Raw genomic sequence first — 15,705 nt, 5'->3', positions numbered from 1 at the left:
CGACGCACCTCCCTCAGTTAACGCTAGACGGTTGTGTGGCATCTTCGACCTTCTTGCTTAAGCGCGTAATGAAGAAGCAAAGCACAAAAAAGATCGCGCCAGTGAACACGTAAGCTTCAATAAAAAATGGTCGCCATTCTACGTCCGTCAACGACGCCTTAGTTGCGTTAAGGATATCAAAAACGCCCACTATCACGACTAGCGTTGTATTCTTAATCTCGCTGATAAATGTATTTACCATGCCAGGAAAACTCACTCGGAGCGCTTGCGGCAAAACAACTAGAGACATCCGATTCCAGTACCCAAGGCCAAGCGCGGCCGCTGCGTCGTACTGCCCTTTCGCCACCGCTTGTAAACCACCCCGAATGACCTCAGCCATATATGCAGCGGTAAATAGCGTAAGTCCGATTTGCACCCGCAAAAGATTATCGATGGTTATTGATGGCGGCAAAAAAAGTGGGAAAAGAATTGCCGCCATAAACAGAATACTAATCAGAGGGACGCCTCGAATTAGCTCAATATATCCTACACACAGCATTCGGATGATTGGTAAAGATGATGTCCTCCCAAGCGCCAAGAGCACTGCGAGCGGAAACCCGGCAATGATTGCAACGCTAGCGAGGATCAGAGTCACAGGAAGGCCACCCCAACTCCCTGTCGGGATGAATGTCATCCCTGGAACGAGCCCCCCAAACATTAAAAAAACCATCCCAAAAATGACCGCGATCCAAGCGAAGAGCAATGACGGCCCCCAAAGTCGGCGATAAAAGGAAGCAACGGCAATGACCGCAAACAACACAATAGACGTCACGGGGCGCCAAAGTGCCGACTCCGGATAGGTGCCGAACAAGATGAACCGGTGTTTTTCAACCACAAACGCCCAGCAGGCCCCAGATGCCGCACGACAGTCCTCAGGACCGCCGCTAACCACACTACCCAAAATCGCCCACTGAATGATCAGACTGAGAAGCCACGCACTCAAAAGACCAACCCCTAGGGTTGCAAACGTAGTCGCTCTGTCTCGAAAGAGGTTTCTCTTGAACCACGCCCGCACGTCAATCCAAGACGACCAGTTCACTTGGTCCGGCAACTGCGCAAAGCCTCCACCGGTAGTAATAAGTGCTTGCTTCGAAACCCGTCTATTATACCAATTCAGAATTGCAGAAAGGCTAAGGCTAATCGTCAGATAAACCGACATTATTATGGCCACTCCCTCTATCGCCTGACCTGTTTGATTTATTGTGGTGTCAGTTATAGAAACGAGATCTGGATACCCTATAGCAATCGCCAGAGAACTGTTTTTGATTGTATTGATATGCCAACTTGTGGTTGGGGGTATTACAACTCTCAACGCCTGAGGAAGAACGATCTTACGGGAAATACTCCATCGCGAGAGCCCTAGAGCACTGGCTGCCTCTTTTTGACCTTTCGGAACTGATAATATTCCGGCTCGAACAATCTCCCCGATATAAGCTGCGGTGTAGAGTGTGAGCGCTAATAGTAGCGCGAGATATTCCGCCGATAACTCCAATCCTCCAGTGAGGTTAAATCGTTCGGGATACGGGACATCCACACTTAGACCGCCACCAATCCAAAAAATGACAGCTGCGGCTGCGGCGCTTGACGCTAGCCAACCAATAATGCGCTCGCGCAAGCGTCCATTTGAGATTTCCCACTTGCGAAAAATCCTTTTAACCAACCAATTGACGACCACCATGGATAAAAGCGCAGCCGGAAGCACAAGCCACCCGGACAACGCTGGCAAGAACAACCCTCGATTGCTAATGTACACCCCTGGAAGGGGATTCCATGCCTCTTGATGAATGGGAAGCGCATGAGTTAATATGGCGTACCAAAATACTAACTGCAGCAGGAGTGGAATATTGCGGAAGATTTCAACATAAAATGCTGCGGAGCGCGCAATAACCCATGTCGGCGATAAGCGTGAGACACCAATAATCACACCGAGAATAGAAGATAGGAAGATGGCAATTACCGCGACTTTGAGCGTGTTCAAAACCCCAGCTAGAATCACCCGCCAATAGGGATCTGTAGAGAAAACTCTAATTGCACTTTCGCCGATACTGAATCCAGCGGGGTCGGACAAAAACGCAAAGCCTGTGTTTATGTTTCTGTCTTCCAAGTTGACTTGAACGTTGGATATCAGCAATCCAAACAGAGCCAAGAAACAACCCAAGAGAACAATTTGATATATTGTGTTTTGGGCCGCCCTTGCGGACACTTGGCCTAGCCCCACCCGGTCGCTAGAACGCTTAAGAACCGATGACAGTCTCATCGGCGCAACTAGCGTATCGGGAGCGGATACATGAGCCCGCCCTCGGTATATAGATGATTTTGACCGCGCTCGATGCCCAGTGGTGCAATGTGACGCTCATATAGCTCTTCGTAATTCCCAACTGCTTCGATGGCTCGATATCCCCAATTATCGTCGAGACCCAGAGCCCGTCCCATGCCAGGTTTTACCCCCAGTATTCGCTGAACTTCAGCGTTGGCTGAGGTATCCTTCAGCGTAGCAACGTTTGACTGAGTGATGCCGTGCTCTTCGGCAGCGATCAGCACAGTCAAGAGCCATTTGTTTATATCAAACCACTGGTCATCGTCACTTCTCACCGTTGGCGATAGCGGCTCCTTCGATAACCGCTCTGGCAGAACAACATAGTCCTCCGGTCTTTCTGCATCGGCAATGCGCACGCTTGTTAGTACCGACGCATCCGTTGTGAGCGCATCACAGCGACCTGAAAAAAAGGCCAGCTTGGCCTCCTCCGAACCTTGAAACACGACAGGTCGAAATTTCAGTCCGGCTGCGGCGAAATATTCAGCGGTATTAAGCTCCGCGGTCGTGCCGGACTTTATGCAGATTGTAGCTCCATCGAGATCATTTACTGATTGGACGCCAAGGGAGGCAGGGACCAAGAATCCCTGACCATCGAAGAAAAGCACACCCGTAAAATTCAGGCCAAGGCTCGAATCTCTCGAGAGTGTCCAACTTGTTGTTCGCGACAGCACGTCAACTTCACCCGTTTGCAAAACGGTAAAACGCTGCTGAGAAGAAACTGGTATGAAGCGAACTTTATCCGGGTCTTCGAGAATCACCGCCGCCAACGCTCGGCAATAGTCGACAAACAAGCCCTTCCACTGACCGTTGCTATCAGGTGCCGACATACCTGCGAACCCTGTGTGGACTGCGCACCGAAGCACCCCGCGTTCACGCACCAAATCGACCGTTGTTTTGCCGCTCTGCGCTAAGGCCGACGCAGCAACGGAAAGAGCAATCACTAAACCGAGGAGTAAACGATCGCTTCTAAAGCAACCCAAAAGCATAAGAAACACTCCTCATCGACAAACAGCCTTTCAGCCAAAGACCAAGCATTCCAGATCTCTTCTCGACGAATTGGGGCATATTGTAAAATAGAGAAATGTGACTAGGGTATGCGAAAATATGATACCCCCGCGGATGATAGAGACAACATGAATCTTCGCCAACTCGACGCCTTTAGGGCAGTTATGATGACCGGATCAGTCACAAATGCTGCAGATTATCTTCATCTATCTCAACCCGCCGTGAGCCGCCTAATTGGAGACCTAGAGCGCTCGGTGGGCTTCTCCCTGTTCATCCGCGCGAAAGGAAGCCCGCTGGTTCCTACGCCGGAAGCTGAGTCGCTTTACAGCGAAGTCGAACGAACCTTCGCCGGCATGGACGCTCTGCGTCGAGCGGCAGATGACATCAAAAGCTTCCGATCTGGCAACTTGAGGATTGCCTGTCTCCCTGCCCTAGCAATGGGCTTCATGCCCGCTGTTATCGAAGCATTCAGAGCCGAACACCCAACCGTAACGATCCAGTTGCAGACGCGAAGCTCGTCCACGGTTCGCCAATGGGTGGCGGCTCAACAATTCGATCTTGGGTTGGCGAGACCTGGCGATTATCCCGGCGTGATCAAACGTTCATTCTTGAGCATTCCAGGTGTATGTGTCTTACCCGAAGATCACCGACTATGCTCGAAATTGGTGATTTCACCAGAAGACCTATCAGGAGAAGACTTCATCTCTCTTGGAATGGAAGATGTAACCCGCGCCAGAACGGATCGACTCTTTGAAGACTTCGGCGTCGTTAGAAATGTCGTAGCCGAAACCCAGTACGCGGCTACGATCTGCGGTCTAGTGCTTAGAGGAATTGGGATTTCTATCATTAACCCAATTACAGCTATTGATTTTTTGGAACGCAACATCGTTGTCCGAAGGTTTGAACCCGAAATTTTATTTGACTACGATCTTTTTCTTCCTCAGCATCGGCCAGTGTCGCGATTAACGCGAACTTTCCTTGATATTCTTGAAAGCAAAAGAGACGAAGCTGTCCGATATGCTGGCTCGCAAACCAATGTGTAGAACCTTCAACACTATCAGCCTTTGATGTGCTAGAAAACTGTGTCATAATACCCCCAAGAGGTATTTTCAATGAAACCAGATACGCGCACAAATGTCACACGCCGCCTTTCCCGGATCGAAGGACAGGTTCGCGGCGTTGCTAAAATGGTCAATGAAGATCGCTATTGCGTCGACATTGTCCGTCAGGTCCAGGCGATCAAGGCCGCGCTGACCAGTCTTGAGACGGTGATGCTGGACGATCATCTGGAAAACTGCGTCGAGAGCGCATTGAAAGGCAACAGCCTCAAGGCAAGGCGAGAAAAGGTCGAAGAACTGGTCGCCGTATTGGGTGGACGTCGAAAATAGCAGCACCTTCAGATCACATGCCCGTGTGGGGTATTTGTTTCTTTAGACAATTCGGGTATAGGCAACGCGATGATACCATTTGCCCGCCTTCTCTCTGTCTTTGCGATAATCGCAATGATCAGTGCGCCGGCAATGGCCTGCTGTCTGACAGGCCATGATGACGCCGCGCATGTAGAAATCGGCGCTCATCACGACAGCGCGGCGATGTCCGACACTGATACCTGCCATGATCATATGGCTGGAATGCAGGTCGATCAGACGCCTGCCGCTCCTTCGGACCCTGATTGTACGGGATGTTTTGATTGCGAAACCACGCTTGCAAGCGCTGATGAAGTCGTTCAGCCCGCGCCTTTTAGCGGGGCCCAGACCACCGATCTGGTGACCATGCTCACGGCTCGGTTTTCGGGATTTGACACACCGCGCCTCGTTCTGACAACTGGTCCGCCCCTATTGGACCTTGTCGCCAAACCAACACTTGTTGAACTCAAGCAAATTCTCCTGATCTGATTGACGTGAACACGCCTTGCCGCACGGTCGCTGACCGAGTGCGGCTTTTTCGTTGTTCACTCGCCTCCTTTGATTGGAGATCAGGATGTATAAACCCCCTATCTATTCCCTTCGGCCTGCGCTGACTGCGCTTCTACTGGCCACACTCGGTCCCGCAGCCATCGCCCAAAGCATGGACGAACTTGAAGCGCGGCTATTTGATCACCCTGCTCTGGACGCCATGCGCTATGGTTCAGATGCCGCGCGCGAACGCGCCCAAGCCGCGACAGGCCTGCCTGACCCAGTGGTCTCGCTTGGGATCAATAATTTCCCAATCTTTGATCCCTCTTTCGATACATTTTTGCCGACAAATAAGGCGATCGGCATTCGCCAACAGATTCCAAACTGGGCGGGCCGAGAGGCCCGATCCGCAGAGGCTCTGCGCCGGGCCGTCCAGAATGATGCCGCGACAGATATGCGATTCGCTGAGTTGCGCGCTGCATTGCAGATTGCGCTGATCGAGAAACGGCGGATTGAAGCTCAACGTATCCTGGCGGAAGAACGTGATGCCAAATATGCGGAACTCGAAGAGATCGTCCAAACAGAGATCGATTCTGGGCGACCGGTTGTTTTTCGGCTGGCTGAGATTGATGTCGAAAGGGCTGAGGTTGCCCGAACTTTGGCCGAGCTGGAGGGGCAGCTAAGCCAGGTCGACGCTCAGCTGATCGACCTCGTGGGTTTGGTCCCGGCAACGCCTGCTCCGGCGCTCACGGTCCTGGACTGGAACGGAGACGCTCAAGCCTTCCACCTTGTCCGCGTCGCCGACAAGGCGATCGATGTCGCCGACGCGGGCGTTGACCAGGCGGAAGCTGACTACAAGCCCAATTGGGGTGCGCAGCTGACTTATCAGCAACGCGATCAAGGCAGCGGCGCACCGGGGTCGACCTTTGCAGGTGACGATTGGGTGTCCGGGGCGGTAACATTCACGATCCCGCTCTGGGCCGAAAGCCGGCAGGCTCCTGCGCTACGCGCGGCAAAGGCCGACCGAGAGGCGGCTCGCGCGCGCTACATGGCCGCCGCAAGAACGGCCTCTGCGCAATATGCCGCTTTCGATGCAACGCGTCGCGCGGCTGATGAGAGTATTGCAGTTTTCCAACAGAAAATTGACGCCATCGCCGACCAGGTCGCCGCGCAACTGACCACATATGAGTCCGGCATTGGCGACTATTCTCCAATCATTGATGGCGAAATCGCCGCCATCGCCCTTCGCGCGCAGATCGCGCTTGAACAATCCCGCCGCGACAATGCGATCGCGCGGATGAACGCTCTATTGGTGACCCGATGAAACACACACTTCTCCTTGGCGCATCCGCGCTCGGTCTTCTGCTCTCCGCCTGCAGCGGCGAGCAGGCGCTTCCCATTAGCCAAACCGCAATGGCGCAAGCCGACAGCCAGCCCGGACAGGCGCAGCAATATACTTGCCCGATGCATCCCCATTACATCTCAACAGACCCCGACGGCTCATGTCCAATTTGCGGCATGGATCTCGTTCCCACTTCTGGACTTTCGAGCTCCGGAGAACGAGAGATCCTCTATTACAAGCATCCGATGGGACAGCCGGATACGTCACCAGTCCCGAAAAAAGATTCGATGGGTATGGACTACATTCCCGTCTACGCCGAAGCTCCAGCCTCATCGGCAGTGATCGTCGCCCCGGAAATGATCCAAACAATGGGCGTTCGGGTGGCGGTGGCGGAAACAGCTTCCTTCGGACAAACCGTGCGCGCGTTTGGGACCGTGGAAGCAGATGAGCGGCTGGAAGCTGTATCTGCGTCCCGTCTTGAAGGGTGGATTGAAAATCTCACCGTTCGCGCTGAAGGCGATACGGTTCGCCCTGGCGCCTTGCTCTACCGCGTTTACAGCCCAGAACTGATCGCGGCCCAAAAAGACTATGTCGCCTCGCTAGCCATCGGAAATGAAAACCGAATCGCTGCCGTCCGTCAGCGTCTGCGATCGATCGGCATGCAGAATGCCGCGATTAGCCGTCTTTCCGAAACCCGCGAAGTGCTTGAGCGTGTCCCTGTCTATGCAGAAGCTGGCGGCACAGTCGATAAGCTTCAGGTGCGCGAAGGCGATTACGTTAAGCCCGGTACGCCAATTCTGCAGCTTCAGTCCTATGCTGATGTCTGGGTCATTGCGTCCATTCCCGAGCAGGATTTGGCATTCATCGATACCGGAATGCCTGTCTCGCTCAACTTTCCGAGCGCGCCTGATGCGGCGGCAACGGGCCGGGTGGATTACATTTATCCAACCATTAACTCACAAACGCGAACCGGCGATGTCCGTATCGAGATCGATAATTCACAAGGCTATCTGCGCCCAGGCGCTTATGCTGACATCCGGTTCGACCTTGGCGGCGAGACGCGCCTGGCGGTCCCGACCGAAGCGATCCTGCGGGATAGCCGCGGAGCCCATGTCATTATGGCCCTCGGCGATGGCAGGTTTGCCGGGCGCGCCGTACGCACCGGCGTCTCAGCAAATGGCCTCACCGAAATTCTGTCGGGATTGGTTCCAGGGGAACAAGTCGTCGCCAGCGGACAGTTCATGCTCGATAGCGAAGTCAATTTGCGTGAAGGATTTTCCAAACTTCAAGCGCCGCCCGCTTTTGCCGCCGGACCGGACACGCCGCTCTCGCAGCTTCCGGTGGATGCCACCACGCTTGCAGAGATCGACCACTTTACTGACATGGCGCTCTATTTTCACGAAGCGCTGACCGATCGCTACAAGATCGATCCCTACTTCGTGGATCCGGCCCTCGGGCTGGGCGAAACGTTGCGTACACGATTTGCCGACACCAAGCTGGTCGGCATTCTGGAGCCGGCAGAAACAGCTCTGCGGGGCGCGAAAGCCGCCCGTGAAGGCGATGCGCTGGCCGCAACGCTGGCAGACTTGATGACGGCGCTTGAACCCTGGTTGCTGGAGGGCGCGCCCGTCCACTATCAAACAGCTGGCCTGGTGCTTTACCGCGAGACCGACACAGGTCGCCTCTGGGTGCAGGAAGGCGGCCCGGCCCGCAATCCGTACGGAAGCGGCGCTGCCGAGACCGTTGATTGGCCCGACCCCATGGCGGGGATTGAGGCGTCCGACACCGAGCGCGGCGCTATCGATCCGCATTCTGGTCATCAGTAGGAGCACGCCATGTCAGACCCCCACAGTGACAACCTCGCCGGACGTGATCCCTCCAAATCTGGGATCGCGAAGCTCATTTCTTGGTCGATTTCAAATCAGCTGATCGTGCTGACACTGGCCGCTGCGCTGGCCATATCTGGCTGGCTGGCGCTTGATCGCACGCCGCTCGACGCGGTCCCTGATTTAACCGATACCCAAATTATTATCCGAACAGACTTTCCAGGCCAAAGCCCGCAAATCGTTGAAGACCTGGTCACCTACCCACTCTCGACCAACATGCTCGGTCTTCCAAAAACAAAGGATGTGCGCGGCGCATCCATGTTTGGCACCAGCTTTGTCTATGTCATTTTCGAAGATGATGTGGATCTGTATTGGGCCCGCTCACGGGTCGTCGAAGCGCTTTCGCGGCTTGGCTCAGAGCTTCCGCCAGGCGCCGTGCCGCAAATTGGTCCGGACGCCACGGGCGTTGGCTGGGTCTATCAATACGCACTGGTCGACAAGACCGGTGGCACCGATCTGGCGCAGCTGAGATCCTTGCAGGACTGGTTCCTGAAACTGGAGCTGGCAGGGGTTGAGGGTGTATCCGAGGTTGCCTCGGTTGGCGGATTTGTACGGGAATATCAGGTCCTGATCGACCCCAACCGGCTGCGCGCCTACGATGTGCCGCTCCGCCGTATCAGCGAGGCGGTCAAAGCCGCTTCCAGCGAAGTCGGCGGACGCGTTCTGGAACAAGGCGAAAGCGAGTTTGTTATTCGCTCATCGGGCTATATCGATGACAAGGCCGATCTCGGAAATGTCGTTGTTTACGCGCTCGATGGAACGCCTGTTCTTTTGTCTGACGTGGCGCGCATCATAGAAGGCCCGGCGCTCCGGCGCGGCATTGTCGAGCTAAACGGCGAAGGCGAAACAGTTGCCGGTATCGTCATCATGCGAGACGGCGAGAATGCGTTGCAGGTTATCGAACGCGTAAAAGCAAAACTTGCAGACCTTCAGCGCGGCCTCCCGGACGGGGTAGAGATCGTCACGGTTTATGACCGCGCGCCCCTGATTGAAGGGGCGGTGGAATATCTTCAGCACAAATTGATTGAAGAAGGGATCGCGGTTGCGCTCGTCATCCTCATTTTTCTCCTGCATGTGCGCTCGTCTTTTGTGGCGATCATCACTTTGCCACTCGGTGTTCTGGGCGCATTCCTGATCATGTCCTTTCAGGGCGTGACCGCAAACATCATGTCCCTTGGCGGCATTGCGATTGCGATTGGTGCGATGGTGGATGCGTCTATTGTCCTGGTTGAGAATGCGAGCCGTAAACTCTCAGAACTCGATGAAAAGCCAGATGCCAAATTGCATCGCCAAACAGTGATCGCAGCGGCCCAGGAAGTCGGCCCTGGGATCTTCTTCTCGCTCTTGATTATCACAGTGTCTTTCTTGCCCGTCTTCGCGCTAACCGGTGAGAGCTTCCGGCTGTTTTCCCCCCTGGCCTTCACCAAGACCTATGCGATGGCGTTCGCCGCGATCCTGTCCGTTACGCTGGTGCCCGTTTTGATGCTTTATCTGATGCGCGGGCGAATGCGCCGCGAACAGGAGAATCCGGTCAACGCCTTTTTTGTTTGGATTTACAAACCGATTATTCACGCCGCGCTTCGCTTCAAATGGATCACGATTGCATTAGCGCTCGCCCTCACCGCAAGTGTCATTGTTCCGATCCAACGTCTCGGCTCGGAATTCATGCCAGCGCTTTATGAAGGCGAACTGCTATACATGCCAACGACGCTGCCTGGGGTATCGTCCACCAAGATGCGCGAAATCCTCGGACAGACGAACCGGGTAATGATGACCGTGCCAGAAGTGGAGCGTGTGTTCGGGAAAGCGGGCCGCGCCGACACAGCCACCGACCCGGCCCCGCTGACAATGATTGAGACCTGGATCAAGCTTAAACCCAAGGATCAATGGCGTTCCGGCATGACCGCTGATCGGATCATTGAAGAGCTAAATTCAAAACTGCAAATGCCGGGTTTGGTGAATTCCTGGGGGTATCCGATCAAGATCCGAATGGACATGGTCTCGACCGGCGTGCGGACCCCCATTGGCGTAAAAGTGACCGGTGACAATCTTGTCGAAATCGAGCGGATCGCGCGCGATATCGAAACGGCCATTGCCGACGTTCCGGGCACGCGATCTGCGTTCGCCGACCGGGTTCTTGGCGGCAAGTATCTTGAAATCATGCCCGATCGCGGCGAACTCGCACGGCGCAATATCGATATGGGCGTTTTCCAATCTGTTGTGCAAACGGCGCTTGGCGGCATGCGCCTCGCCGAAAGCGTCGAGGGCCGGGAGCGGTATGACATCATGCTCCGATATGATCGCCCGTTCCGCGAATCCAGCGAAGACCTGGAAGATATCCTCGTTCCAACCCCTACCGGCGCACACATTCCACTCGGCGAGCTTGCGAGCATTACCTTTACGGAGGGACCTCCCATGATCCGTTCTGAGAATGCGCGTCTAACGGGCTGGGTTTTTGTCGATATTGCAGGCCGCGATATCGGGGGGTATGTCTCTGAGGCGCAAAGAACCGTCGCAGACAGTGTCGATCTCCCGCCCGGTTATGCGGTATCGTTTTCTGGGCAATATGAACAAATGCAGGAGGCAGGAGCGCGCCTTCGCGTCGCCATTCCGGCCGCGATTGCACTCATCTTCCTTCTGCTCATGCTGCACTTTGGACGGCTTGATCGCACCGCCATCATCATGCTGTCACTCCCGTTCGGCCTGATTGGAGGGCTCTGGGCTGTGTGGCTCGCAGGTTACAATCTGTCAGTGGCCGTTGCTGTTGGCTTCATCGCACTTGGCGGCATCGCCGTCGAAACAGCTGTGGTCATGCTCCTCTACATTGATGCTCAGGTGCGTGAAACGCAGCCGAAGACAAGGGCAGAGCTATTCGATGCGGTCAGCGCAGGCGCTGCCATGCGCGTGCGGCCAAAACTGATGACGGTGACCACTATTTTTGCCGGTCTTGCGCCGATCTTCATTACCGAGGGACTGGGGTCCGACGTGATGCGGCGGATCGCTTTGCCCATGCTGGGCGGCATGACCTCTACCCTTTTGCTGACTCTGATCGTGATCCCTGCGGTCTACTATATCTGGGTCGGACGCAGCCTTTCCGCGCGCGCCGGAAACGCTTCCAAAGAATCGCGCGCCATTCCCGTCTTACCTGAAGGAGACCAAGCCTAATGAAACTCTATACCTTACTTACAGTTAGCGCCGCAGCGCTGACCCTCGCCGCATGCGGTCAAACCGACAATGACGCACCCGCATCCGATACAGCTTCCCAAACAGAGCCCCCAATGGAGATGGAGATGGCCGACGGCGAGATGATGGATCATTCCGACCACGACATGGGATCGAGCGATACTGGTCACGCCACCGGCGTCATCAAATCCGTTGGTGCCCAGGGCGACTTTTTGACGATCGATCATGGCCCGATTGATGGCATCGGCATGGGCGCCATGACGATGGGGTTCGACATCGCGGGTGATGTCGACCTTTCCGGATTCGAAGACGGCGACACCGTCAGCTTTATGGTCAAGAAAGGCCGTGACGGCTCTTACAGGATCACCGCAATCTGTGACACCGGCGCGGCGGGCGATGAATGTCTCGCAGGCATGATGGACCATTCCGGTCACGAGTAACACGACTGGGCGGCGCCCGTGAAAGCGCCGCCCTTACGGGAGGGTTGGACATGGCGGTTCTGAGATGGGCAGTGCGTATTCACAAATGGGTGGCGCTGATTGTCGGCCTGCAGATCGTGCTCTGGGTCGCCGGAGGCGTCGTCATGAGCGTCATCCCAATCGAGCAGGTCCGGGGTGAACATAAAATTGCGACGCAAACAGCGACGAGCGTTTCACCTGCTGATATTATAACTCTGCAGAAGGCAGCGCAGGCCGCTCAGATTAATCAAGTCGCCGAAGCTTCAACAGGAACTGTGCTGGGTGAGCCGGTTTGGCATCTGAAAAGCCCGGACGGTATTTCCTTCACAGTTGACGCCAGGACCGGCGCTGTTCTTTCACCGGCGAGCGAGTTGTTGGCAACTCAAATCGCTCAGGCGGATTATTCTGGAAATGCAACACTTAGCGACGTAACCCTTCTGACCGACCCGCCATCGGAATACGGTAGACCGGGCCCAGTTTGGCAAGTCGTATTTGCCGACCGTGACAGTACCACTCTATATGTTGATCCGGCACGTGCAGAGGTTCGCGCGCGCCGCTCTTCTACCTGGCGCTTCTACGACTTCTTTTGGAAGCTTCATATCATGGACTATGACGACGGAGATGATTTCAATCATCCTCTTCTGATCACAGCTGCGGGCGCCGCGATGTTTGTAGCTCTCTCGGGGCTCATTCTGCTGATTATCAAAATGCGACGTTCATTACTCGCCTGGAGCCGGCAGCGTAAGTCTTCGCCATGATCGGACGCGCTTAGACGGCCTCCTCTGACAGGGCGGTTCCATTGGTTGCATCAAGTTCGCACCAAATTCCCAACAGGCTGGTATGGAACTAACCCCCTGACATCGTGCTGAACTCTATAGCAAACACCTGAGGTGACATCCGGTTCCTGCCTGATCCAGGCGAAGACTCCATTGACGTGTCATGGAGCAAGACTATATACCCATACAGGGTATAGGTTACCGGAGATATGATATGAACAGCCTAGCAAAGCCAGGCAACGATACCGGGCAAAAGTCTGCACAACTCTTTCGTATGGTGACTGAAGATCATGTCTGTCCCTACGGATTGAAGGCTAAAGCCTTGCTGGAGCGCAAGGGTTATGCGGTACAGGACCATCACCTGAAAAACCGGGATGAAACAGACGCATTCAAAGCGAAGCATGATGTTCAAACAACACCGCAAACGTTCATCGGCGGGGAGCGGATCGGTGGCTACGACGATTTGAAAGCTCATTTCGGAAAGCCAGTTAAAAAGGCTGGTCAGTTAACTTACACGCCAATTATCGCGATCTTCGCCGTTGCGGCATTGATGGCGCTTGCAATTAGCTGGGCCTCATCTGGAACACTGCTCAGCATACGCGCCATTGAGCTCTTTATTGCTGTCAGCATGTGTATTCTGGGTGTTCAGAAACTGCGCGACCTATCAAGCTTCTCAAGCCAATTTCTCGGTTACGACCTCTTGGCCCAACGTTACGTGCGATATGCATACGTCTATCCGTTCGCTGAAACGGGCGCGGGCATCTTAATGATCGCAGGTGCGTTGACCTGGATCGCAGCACCAACCGCTCTGTTCATCGGTCTTATCGGTGCCGTTTCAGTCTATAAAGCGGTCTATATAGACAAACGCGACTTGAAATGCGCCTGCGTCGGCGGCGACAGCAACGTACCGCTTGGCTTTGTGTCCTTGACCGAAAATTTGATGATGGTGGCCATGGCCGTCTGGATGGGTGCAAAGGCATTCGCGCTCTAACCACGGCGATTGCCAGAGACTTAAGAGCGGTCTGTTCGCACAGATCACGGCGTAGGATTATAGGAGATAAGCCAGTTTTCCCAGCAGTCGGCCTTCCTACGCTTTGACACGGGTGCAGGATGAGAGTCGACTGATGGCCTTAGGGCACCAATGAAAGCGTCAAAACAGATAGGCTGCAACCTAATTAAGTCGAAAATTAATTAGACTGCAGCCTATTGATTGAATGATAACTATTAGGCTATAGTCTATCTTTTCCATTGACCTTGATAGACTGCAGCCTATGAAAAAACACCTTACACGCGCGCGCGACGCACTTGATGGACGCCTGTCACCGATGCGTCCAACGGATCGTTTTACTGTTCCGCCGAAAGGTTGGATACGCGCGATCCGAGACGCACTCGGCATGTCTGGTGCACAGCTTGCTGCAAAGCTAGGGATGAAGCCACCAAGCGTTGTTGCGCTTGAACAATCTGAAGCGGCGGCCACGATCCGCCTGGAGACGTTGCAAAAGGCGGCAGCAGCGCTCGATTGCGAACTGGTTTATGCCTTGGTACCCCGAAAACCATTGGAAGAAATCGTCCAAGATCGCGCGAGGATGATCGCGCTTCGAGAACTCGGCGGGATTGCCCATTCGATGGGACTTGAAGACCAGGCGGTCCCAGATGAGCTTGAAGAGCGCATCAATCGCTTTATCGAGCAGTCGTTGCGCGATCGAGACCTTTGGGACGAGTGATGAGTGACTTGTTCCAGGAACCCCATGATGCAACACCCTTAGCGCCCGCCGAGCGGGATGGGCTAAAGCTGACATGGATTACCACCCGAGCTGATCTAAACGCTGCGGAACAAGACAATATCGATGCCGGAGCGGCATGGGCTTTTCGCAGTCGAAGGGCCAACATATTGACCGTTGCCTTTTCGATCGCGCTTCACCGACAGATGTTTGGACAAGTTTGGGATTGGGCAGGTCACTATCGCACGACGGAGCGAAACATCGGTATTGCGCCATACAGAATTGGCACTGAGACCGCGCAACTCTTTGATGATGCAGCATTCTGGGTCGCAAACGAGACTTATGAGCCTGACGAACTTGCGGTGCGCCTGCACCACCGCTTAGTCTTTGTACATCCTTTTCCGAATGGAAACGGACGCCATGCGCGCATGATGGCGGACCTCCTCATCCGTCGTCTTGGCGCACCGCCCTTCTCTTGGGGCAGTAATAGAGATGACGGCGTCATCCACGACATTGGCGACCTTCGCAAGCGATATGTCTCAGCGCTGCGAGCGGCAGACGGCAATGATTATGAACCATTGATTGCCTTTGCACGATCGTAAGTCGTAGTCGCGTTGAAACCCTGCTGCGGTCGACGATACGGTTAAAATGAGGTACCTTAGAACAATGTCAGATTATGATCCCTCAGAACTCCAAAATCCGTTCACTAGTTCCGCGCGTCCTGGAGACTTTGAGCGGGCTTCGGAAGGCGAGAATTACGGTGAGGTACAAGCTTCTCTGAAGCACTTACTTATTGCTTTTGTTCTAGGTCTCGTCGGAGTATTTATCGTATTCGGGCCACTCACTTAACTGAATCATCTCGCAGACCTAAGCCTCCGATCTTCTTCAGCTTTTTCTGCTTCGACGCGAACCAATTCTTCAAAACGCTCATCTCCCATGACGGCGCGTGCATTCTCTTCACCGCCAGCCCACTCAACGTACGACTCGAGCCCATACCGTTGAACATGCGCTTCCCCATTGGTGATGGCCGTTTGGTGAGCAACATCATCTCCTGATTCTCTTGGTCTGCTTCCTGAAAAGTGG

The 15,705-nt window shown here is 54.5% G+C and carries 14 protein-coding genes; 11 read left to right on the top strand and 3 right to left on the bottom strand.

The features are described 5' to 3' along the window. Nucleotides 1-13: 13 nt before the first annotated feature. Complete coding sequence (locus B3527_RS03845; protein WP_290481996.1) at nt 14-2,185, bottom strand: ABC transporter permease subunit; 2,172 nt, start codon at nt 2,183-2,185, stop codon at nt 14-16. A gap of 119 nt (nt 2,186-2,304) precedes the next feature. Continuing rightward, complete coding sequence (locus B3527_RS03840; protein WP_290479246.1) at nt 2,305-3,342, bottom strand: amino acid ABC transporter substrate-binding protein; 1,038 nt, start codon at nt 3,340-3,342, stop codon at nt 2,305-2,307. Nucleotides 3,343-3,489: 147 nt separating this feature from the next. Between B3527_RS03840 and B3527_RS03835 the strand changes: the two genes are divergently transcribed. The 11 genes from B3527_RS03835 (at nt 3,490) to B3527_RS03785 (ending at nt 15,224) form a co-directional block, all read left to right on the top strand. Then, the gene (locus tag B3527_RS03835) at nt 3,490-4,404 is read left to right on the top strand and encodes a LysR substrate-binding domain-containing protein (protein WP_290481997.1); all 915 of its coding nucleotides are present in this window, start codon (nt 3,490-3,492) and stop codon (nt 4,402-4,404) included. Between the two features lie 69 nt (nt 4,405-4,473). Next, complete coding sequence (locus B3527_RS03830) at nt 4,474-4,749, top strand: metal-sensitive transcriptional regulator (protein WP_035551703.1); 276 nt, start codon at nt 4,474-4,476, stop codon at nt 4,747-4,749. A gap of 114 nt (nt 4,750-4,863) precedes the next feature. Beyond that, nucleotides 4,864-5,256 carry a hypothetical protein gene (locus B3527_RS03825; RefSeq protein WP_290479244.1) on the top strand — a complete coding sequence of 131 codons (393 nt, stop codon included), beginning with the start codon at nt 4,864-4,866 and terminating at the stop codon, nt 5,254-5,256. Nucleotides 5,257-5,341: 85 nt separating this feature from the next. Next, a complete protein-coding gene (locus B3527_RS03820; RefSeq protein WP_290479243.1) occupies nt 5,342-6,580 on the top strand; it encodes a TolC family protein in 1,239 nt (412 codons plus the stop codon). Next, nucleotides 6,577-8,424, top strand: a complete 1,848-nt coding sequence (locus B3527_RS03815) for an efflux RND transporter periplasmic adaptor subunit (protein WP_290479242.1) — start codon at nt 6,577-6,579, stop codon at nt 8,422-8,424. The genes B3527_RS03820 and B3527_RS03815 overlap by 4 nt, the downstream gene beginning before the upstream one ends. A 9-nt stretch (nt 8,425-8,433) precedes the next feature. Continuing rightward, nucleotides 8,434-11,649 carry an efflux RND transporter permease subunit gene (locus tag B3527_RS03810; RefSeq protein ID WP_290479241.1) on the top strand — a complete coding sequence of 1,072 codons (3,216 nt, stop codon included), beginning with the start codon at nt 8,434-8,436 and terminating at the stop codon, nt 11,647-11,649. After that, on the top strand, nt 11,649-12,107 hold the full coding sequence (locus tag B3527_RS03805) for a copper-binding protein (RefSeq protein WP_241764181.1): 459 nt from the start codon (nt 11,649-11,651) through the stop codon (nt 12,105-12,107). The genes B3527_RS03810 and B3527_RS03805 overlap by 1 nt, the downstream gene beginning before the upstream one ends. A gap of 50 nt (nt 12,108-12,157) precedes the next feature. Then, on the top strand, nt 12,158-12,883 hold the full coding sequence (locus B3527_RS03800) for a PepSY-associated TM helix domain-containing protein (protein ID WP_290479240.1): 726 nt from the start codon (nt 12,158-12,160) through the stop codon (nt 12,881-12,883). Nucleotides 12,884-13,115: 232 nt separating this feature from the next. Beyond that, the gene (locus B3527_RS03795) at nt 13,116-13,892 is read left to right on the top strand and encodes a glutaredoxin (protein ID WP_290479239.1); all 777 of its coding nucleotides are present in this window, start codon (nt 13,116-13,118) and stop codon (nt 13,890-13,892) included. A 280-nt stretch (nt 13,893-14,172) separates the two neighbouring features. Further along, nucleotides 14,173-14,625 carry a mobile mystery protein A gene (locus B3527_RS03790; protein ID WP_112062124.1) on the top strand — a complete coding sequence of 151 codons (453 nt, stop codon included), beginning with the start codon at nt 14,173-14,175 and terminating at the stop codon, nt 14,623-14,625. Next, nucleotides 14,625-15,224 carry a mobile mystery protein B gene (locus B3527_RS03785; RefSeq protein WP_290479238.1) on the top strand — a complete coding sequence of 200 codons (600 nt, stop codon included), beginning with the start codon at nt 14,625-14,627 and terminating at the stop codon, nt 15,222-15,224. Before B3527_RS03790 ends, B3527_RS03785 begins: the two co-directional genes overlap by 1 nt. A gap of 239 nt (nt 15,225-15,463) precedes the next feature. Here B3527_RS03785 and B3527_RS03780 read toward each other — a convergent pair. Continuing rightward, nucleotides 15,464-15,705 (bottom strand): hypothetical protein (locus B3527_RS03780; protein WP_290479237.1); only part of this gene is annotated, 242 nt, incomplete at its 5' end.

Origin of the sequence: Hyphomonas sp. UBA4505 (genome assembly GCF_002388685.1) — a bacterium.
Taxonomy (GTDB): Bacteria; Pseudomonadota; Alphaproteobacteria; order Caulobacterales; family Hyphomonadaceae; genus Hyphomonas.
This window is presented reverse-complemented; position numbering and strand designations above follow the sequence as displayed.

Bases quoted from the DNA above. Each gene is read 5' to 3' on its own strand.
- B3527_RS03840 (WP_290479246.1), bottom strand. From the start codon at position 3,342: ATGCTTTTGGGTTGCTTTAGAAGCGATCGTTTACTCCTCGGTTTAGTG.
- B3527_RS03835 (WP_290481997.1), top strand. From the start codon at position 3,490: ATGAATCTTCGCCAACTCGACGCCTTTAGGGCAGTTATGATGACCGGA.
- B3527_RS03830 (WP_035551703.1), top strand. From the start codon at position 4,474: ATGAAACCAGATACGCGCACAAATGTCACACGCCGCCTTTCCCGGATC.
- B3527_RS03825 (WP_290479244.1), top strand. From the start codon at position 4,864: ATGATCAGTGCGCCGGCAATGGCCTGCTGTCTGACAGGCCATGATGAC.
- B3527_RS03820 (WP_290479243.1), top strand. From the start codon at position 5,342: ATGTATAAACCCCCTATCTATTCCCTTCGGCCTGCGCTGACTGCGCTT.
- B3527_RS03815 (WP_290479242.1), top strand. From the start codon at position 6,577: ATGAAACACACACTTCTCCTTGGCGCATCCGCGCTCGGTCTTCTGCTC.
- B3527_RS03810 (WP_290479241.1), top strand. From the start codon at position 8,434: ATGTCAGACCCCCACAGTGACAACCTCGCCGGACGTGATCCCTCCAAA.
- B3527_RS03805 (WP_241764181.1), top strand. From the start codon at position 11,649: ATGAAACTCTATACCTTACTTACAGTTAGCGCCGCAGCGCTGACCCTC.
- B3527_RS03800 (WP_290479240.1), top strand. From the start codon at position 12,158: ATGGCGGTTCTGAGATGGGCAGTGCGTATTCACAAATGGGTGGCGCTG.
- B3527_RS03795 (WP_290479239.1), top strand. From the start codon at position 13,116: ATGAACAGCCTAGCAAAGCCAGGCAACGATACCGGGCAAAAGTCTGCA.
- B3527_RS03790 (WP_112062124.1), top strand. From the start codon at position 14,173: ATGAAAAAACACCTTACACGCGCGCGCGACGCACTTGATGGACGCCTG.
- B3527_RS03785 (WP_290479238.1), top strand. From the start codon at position 14,625: ATGAGTGACTTGTTCCAGGAACCCCATGATGCAACACCCTTAGCGCCC.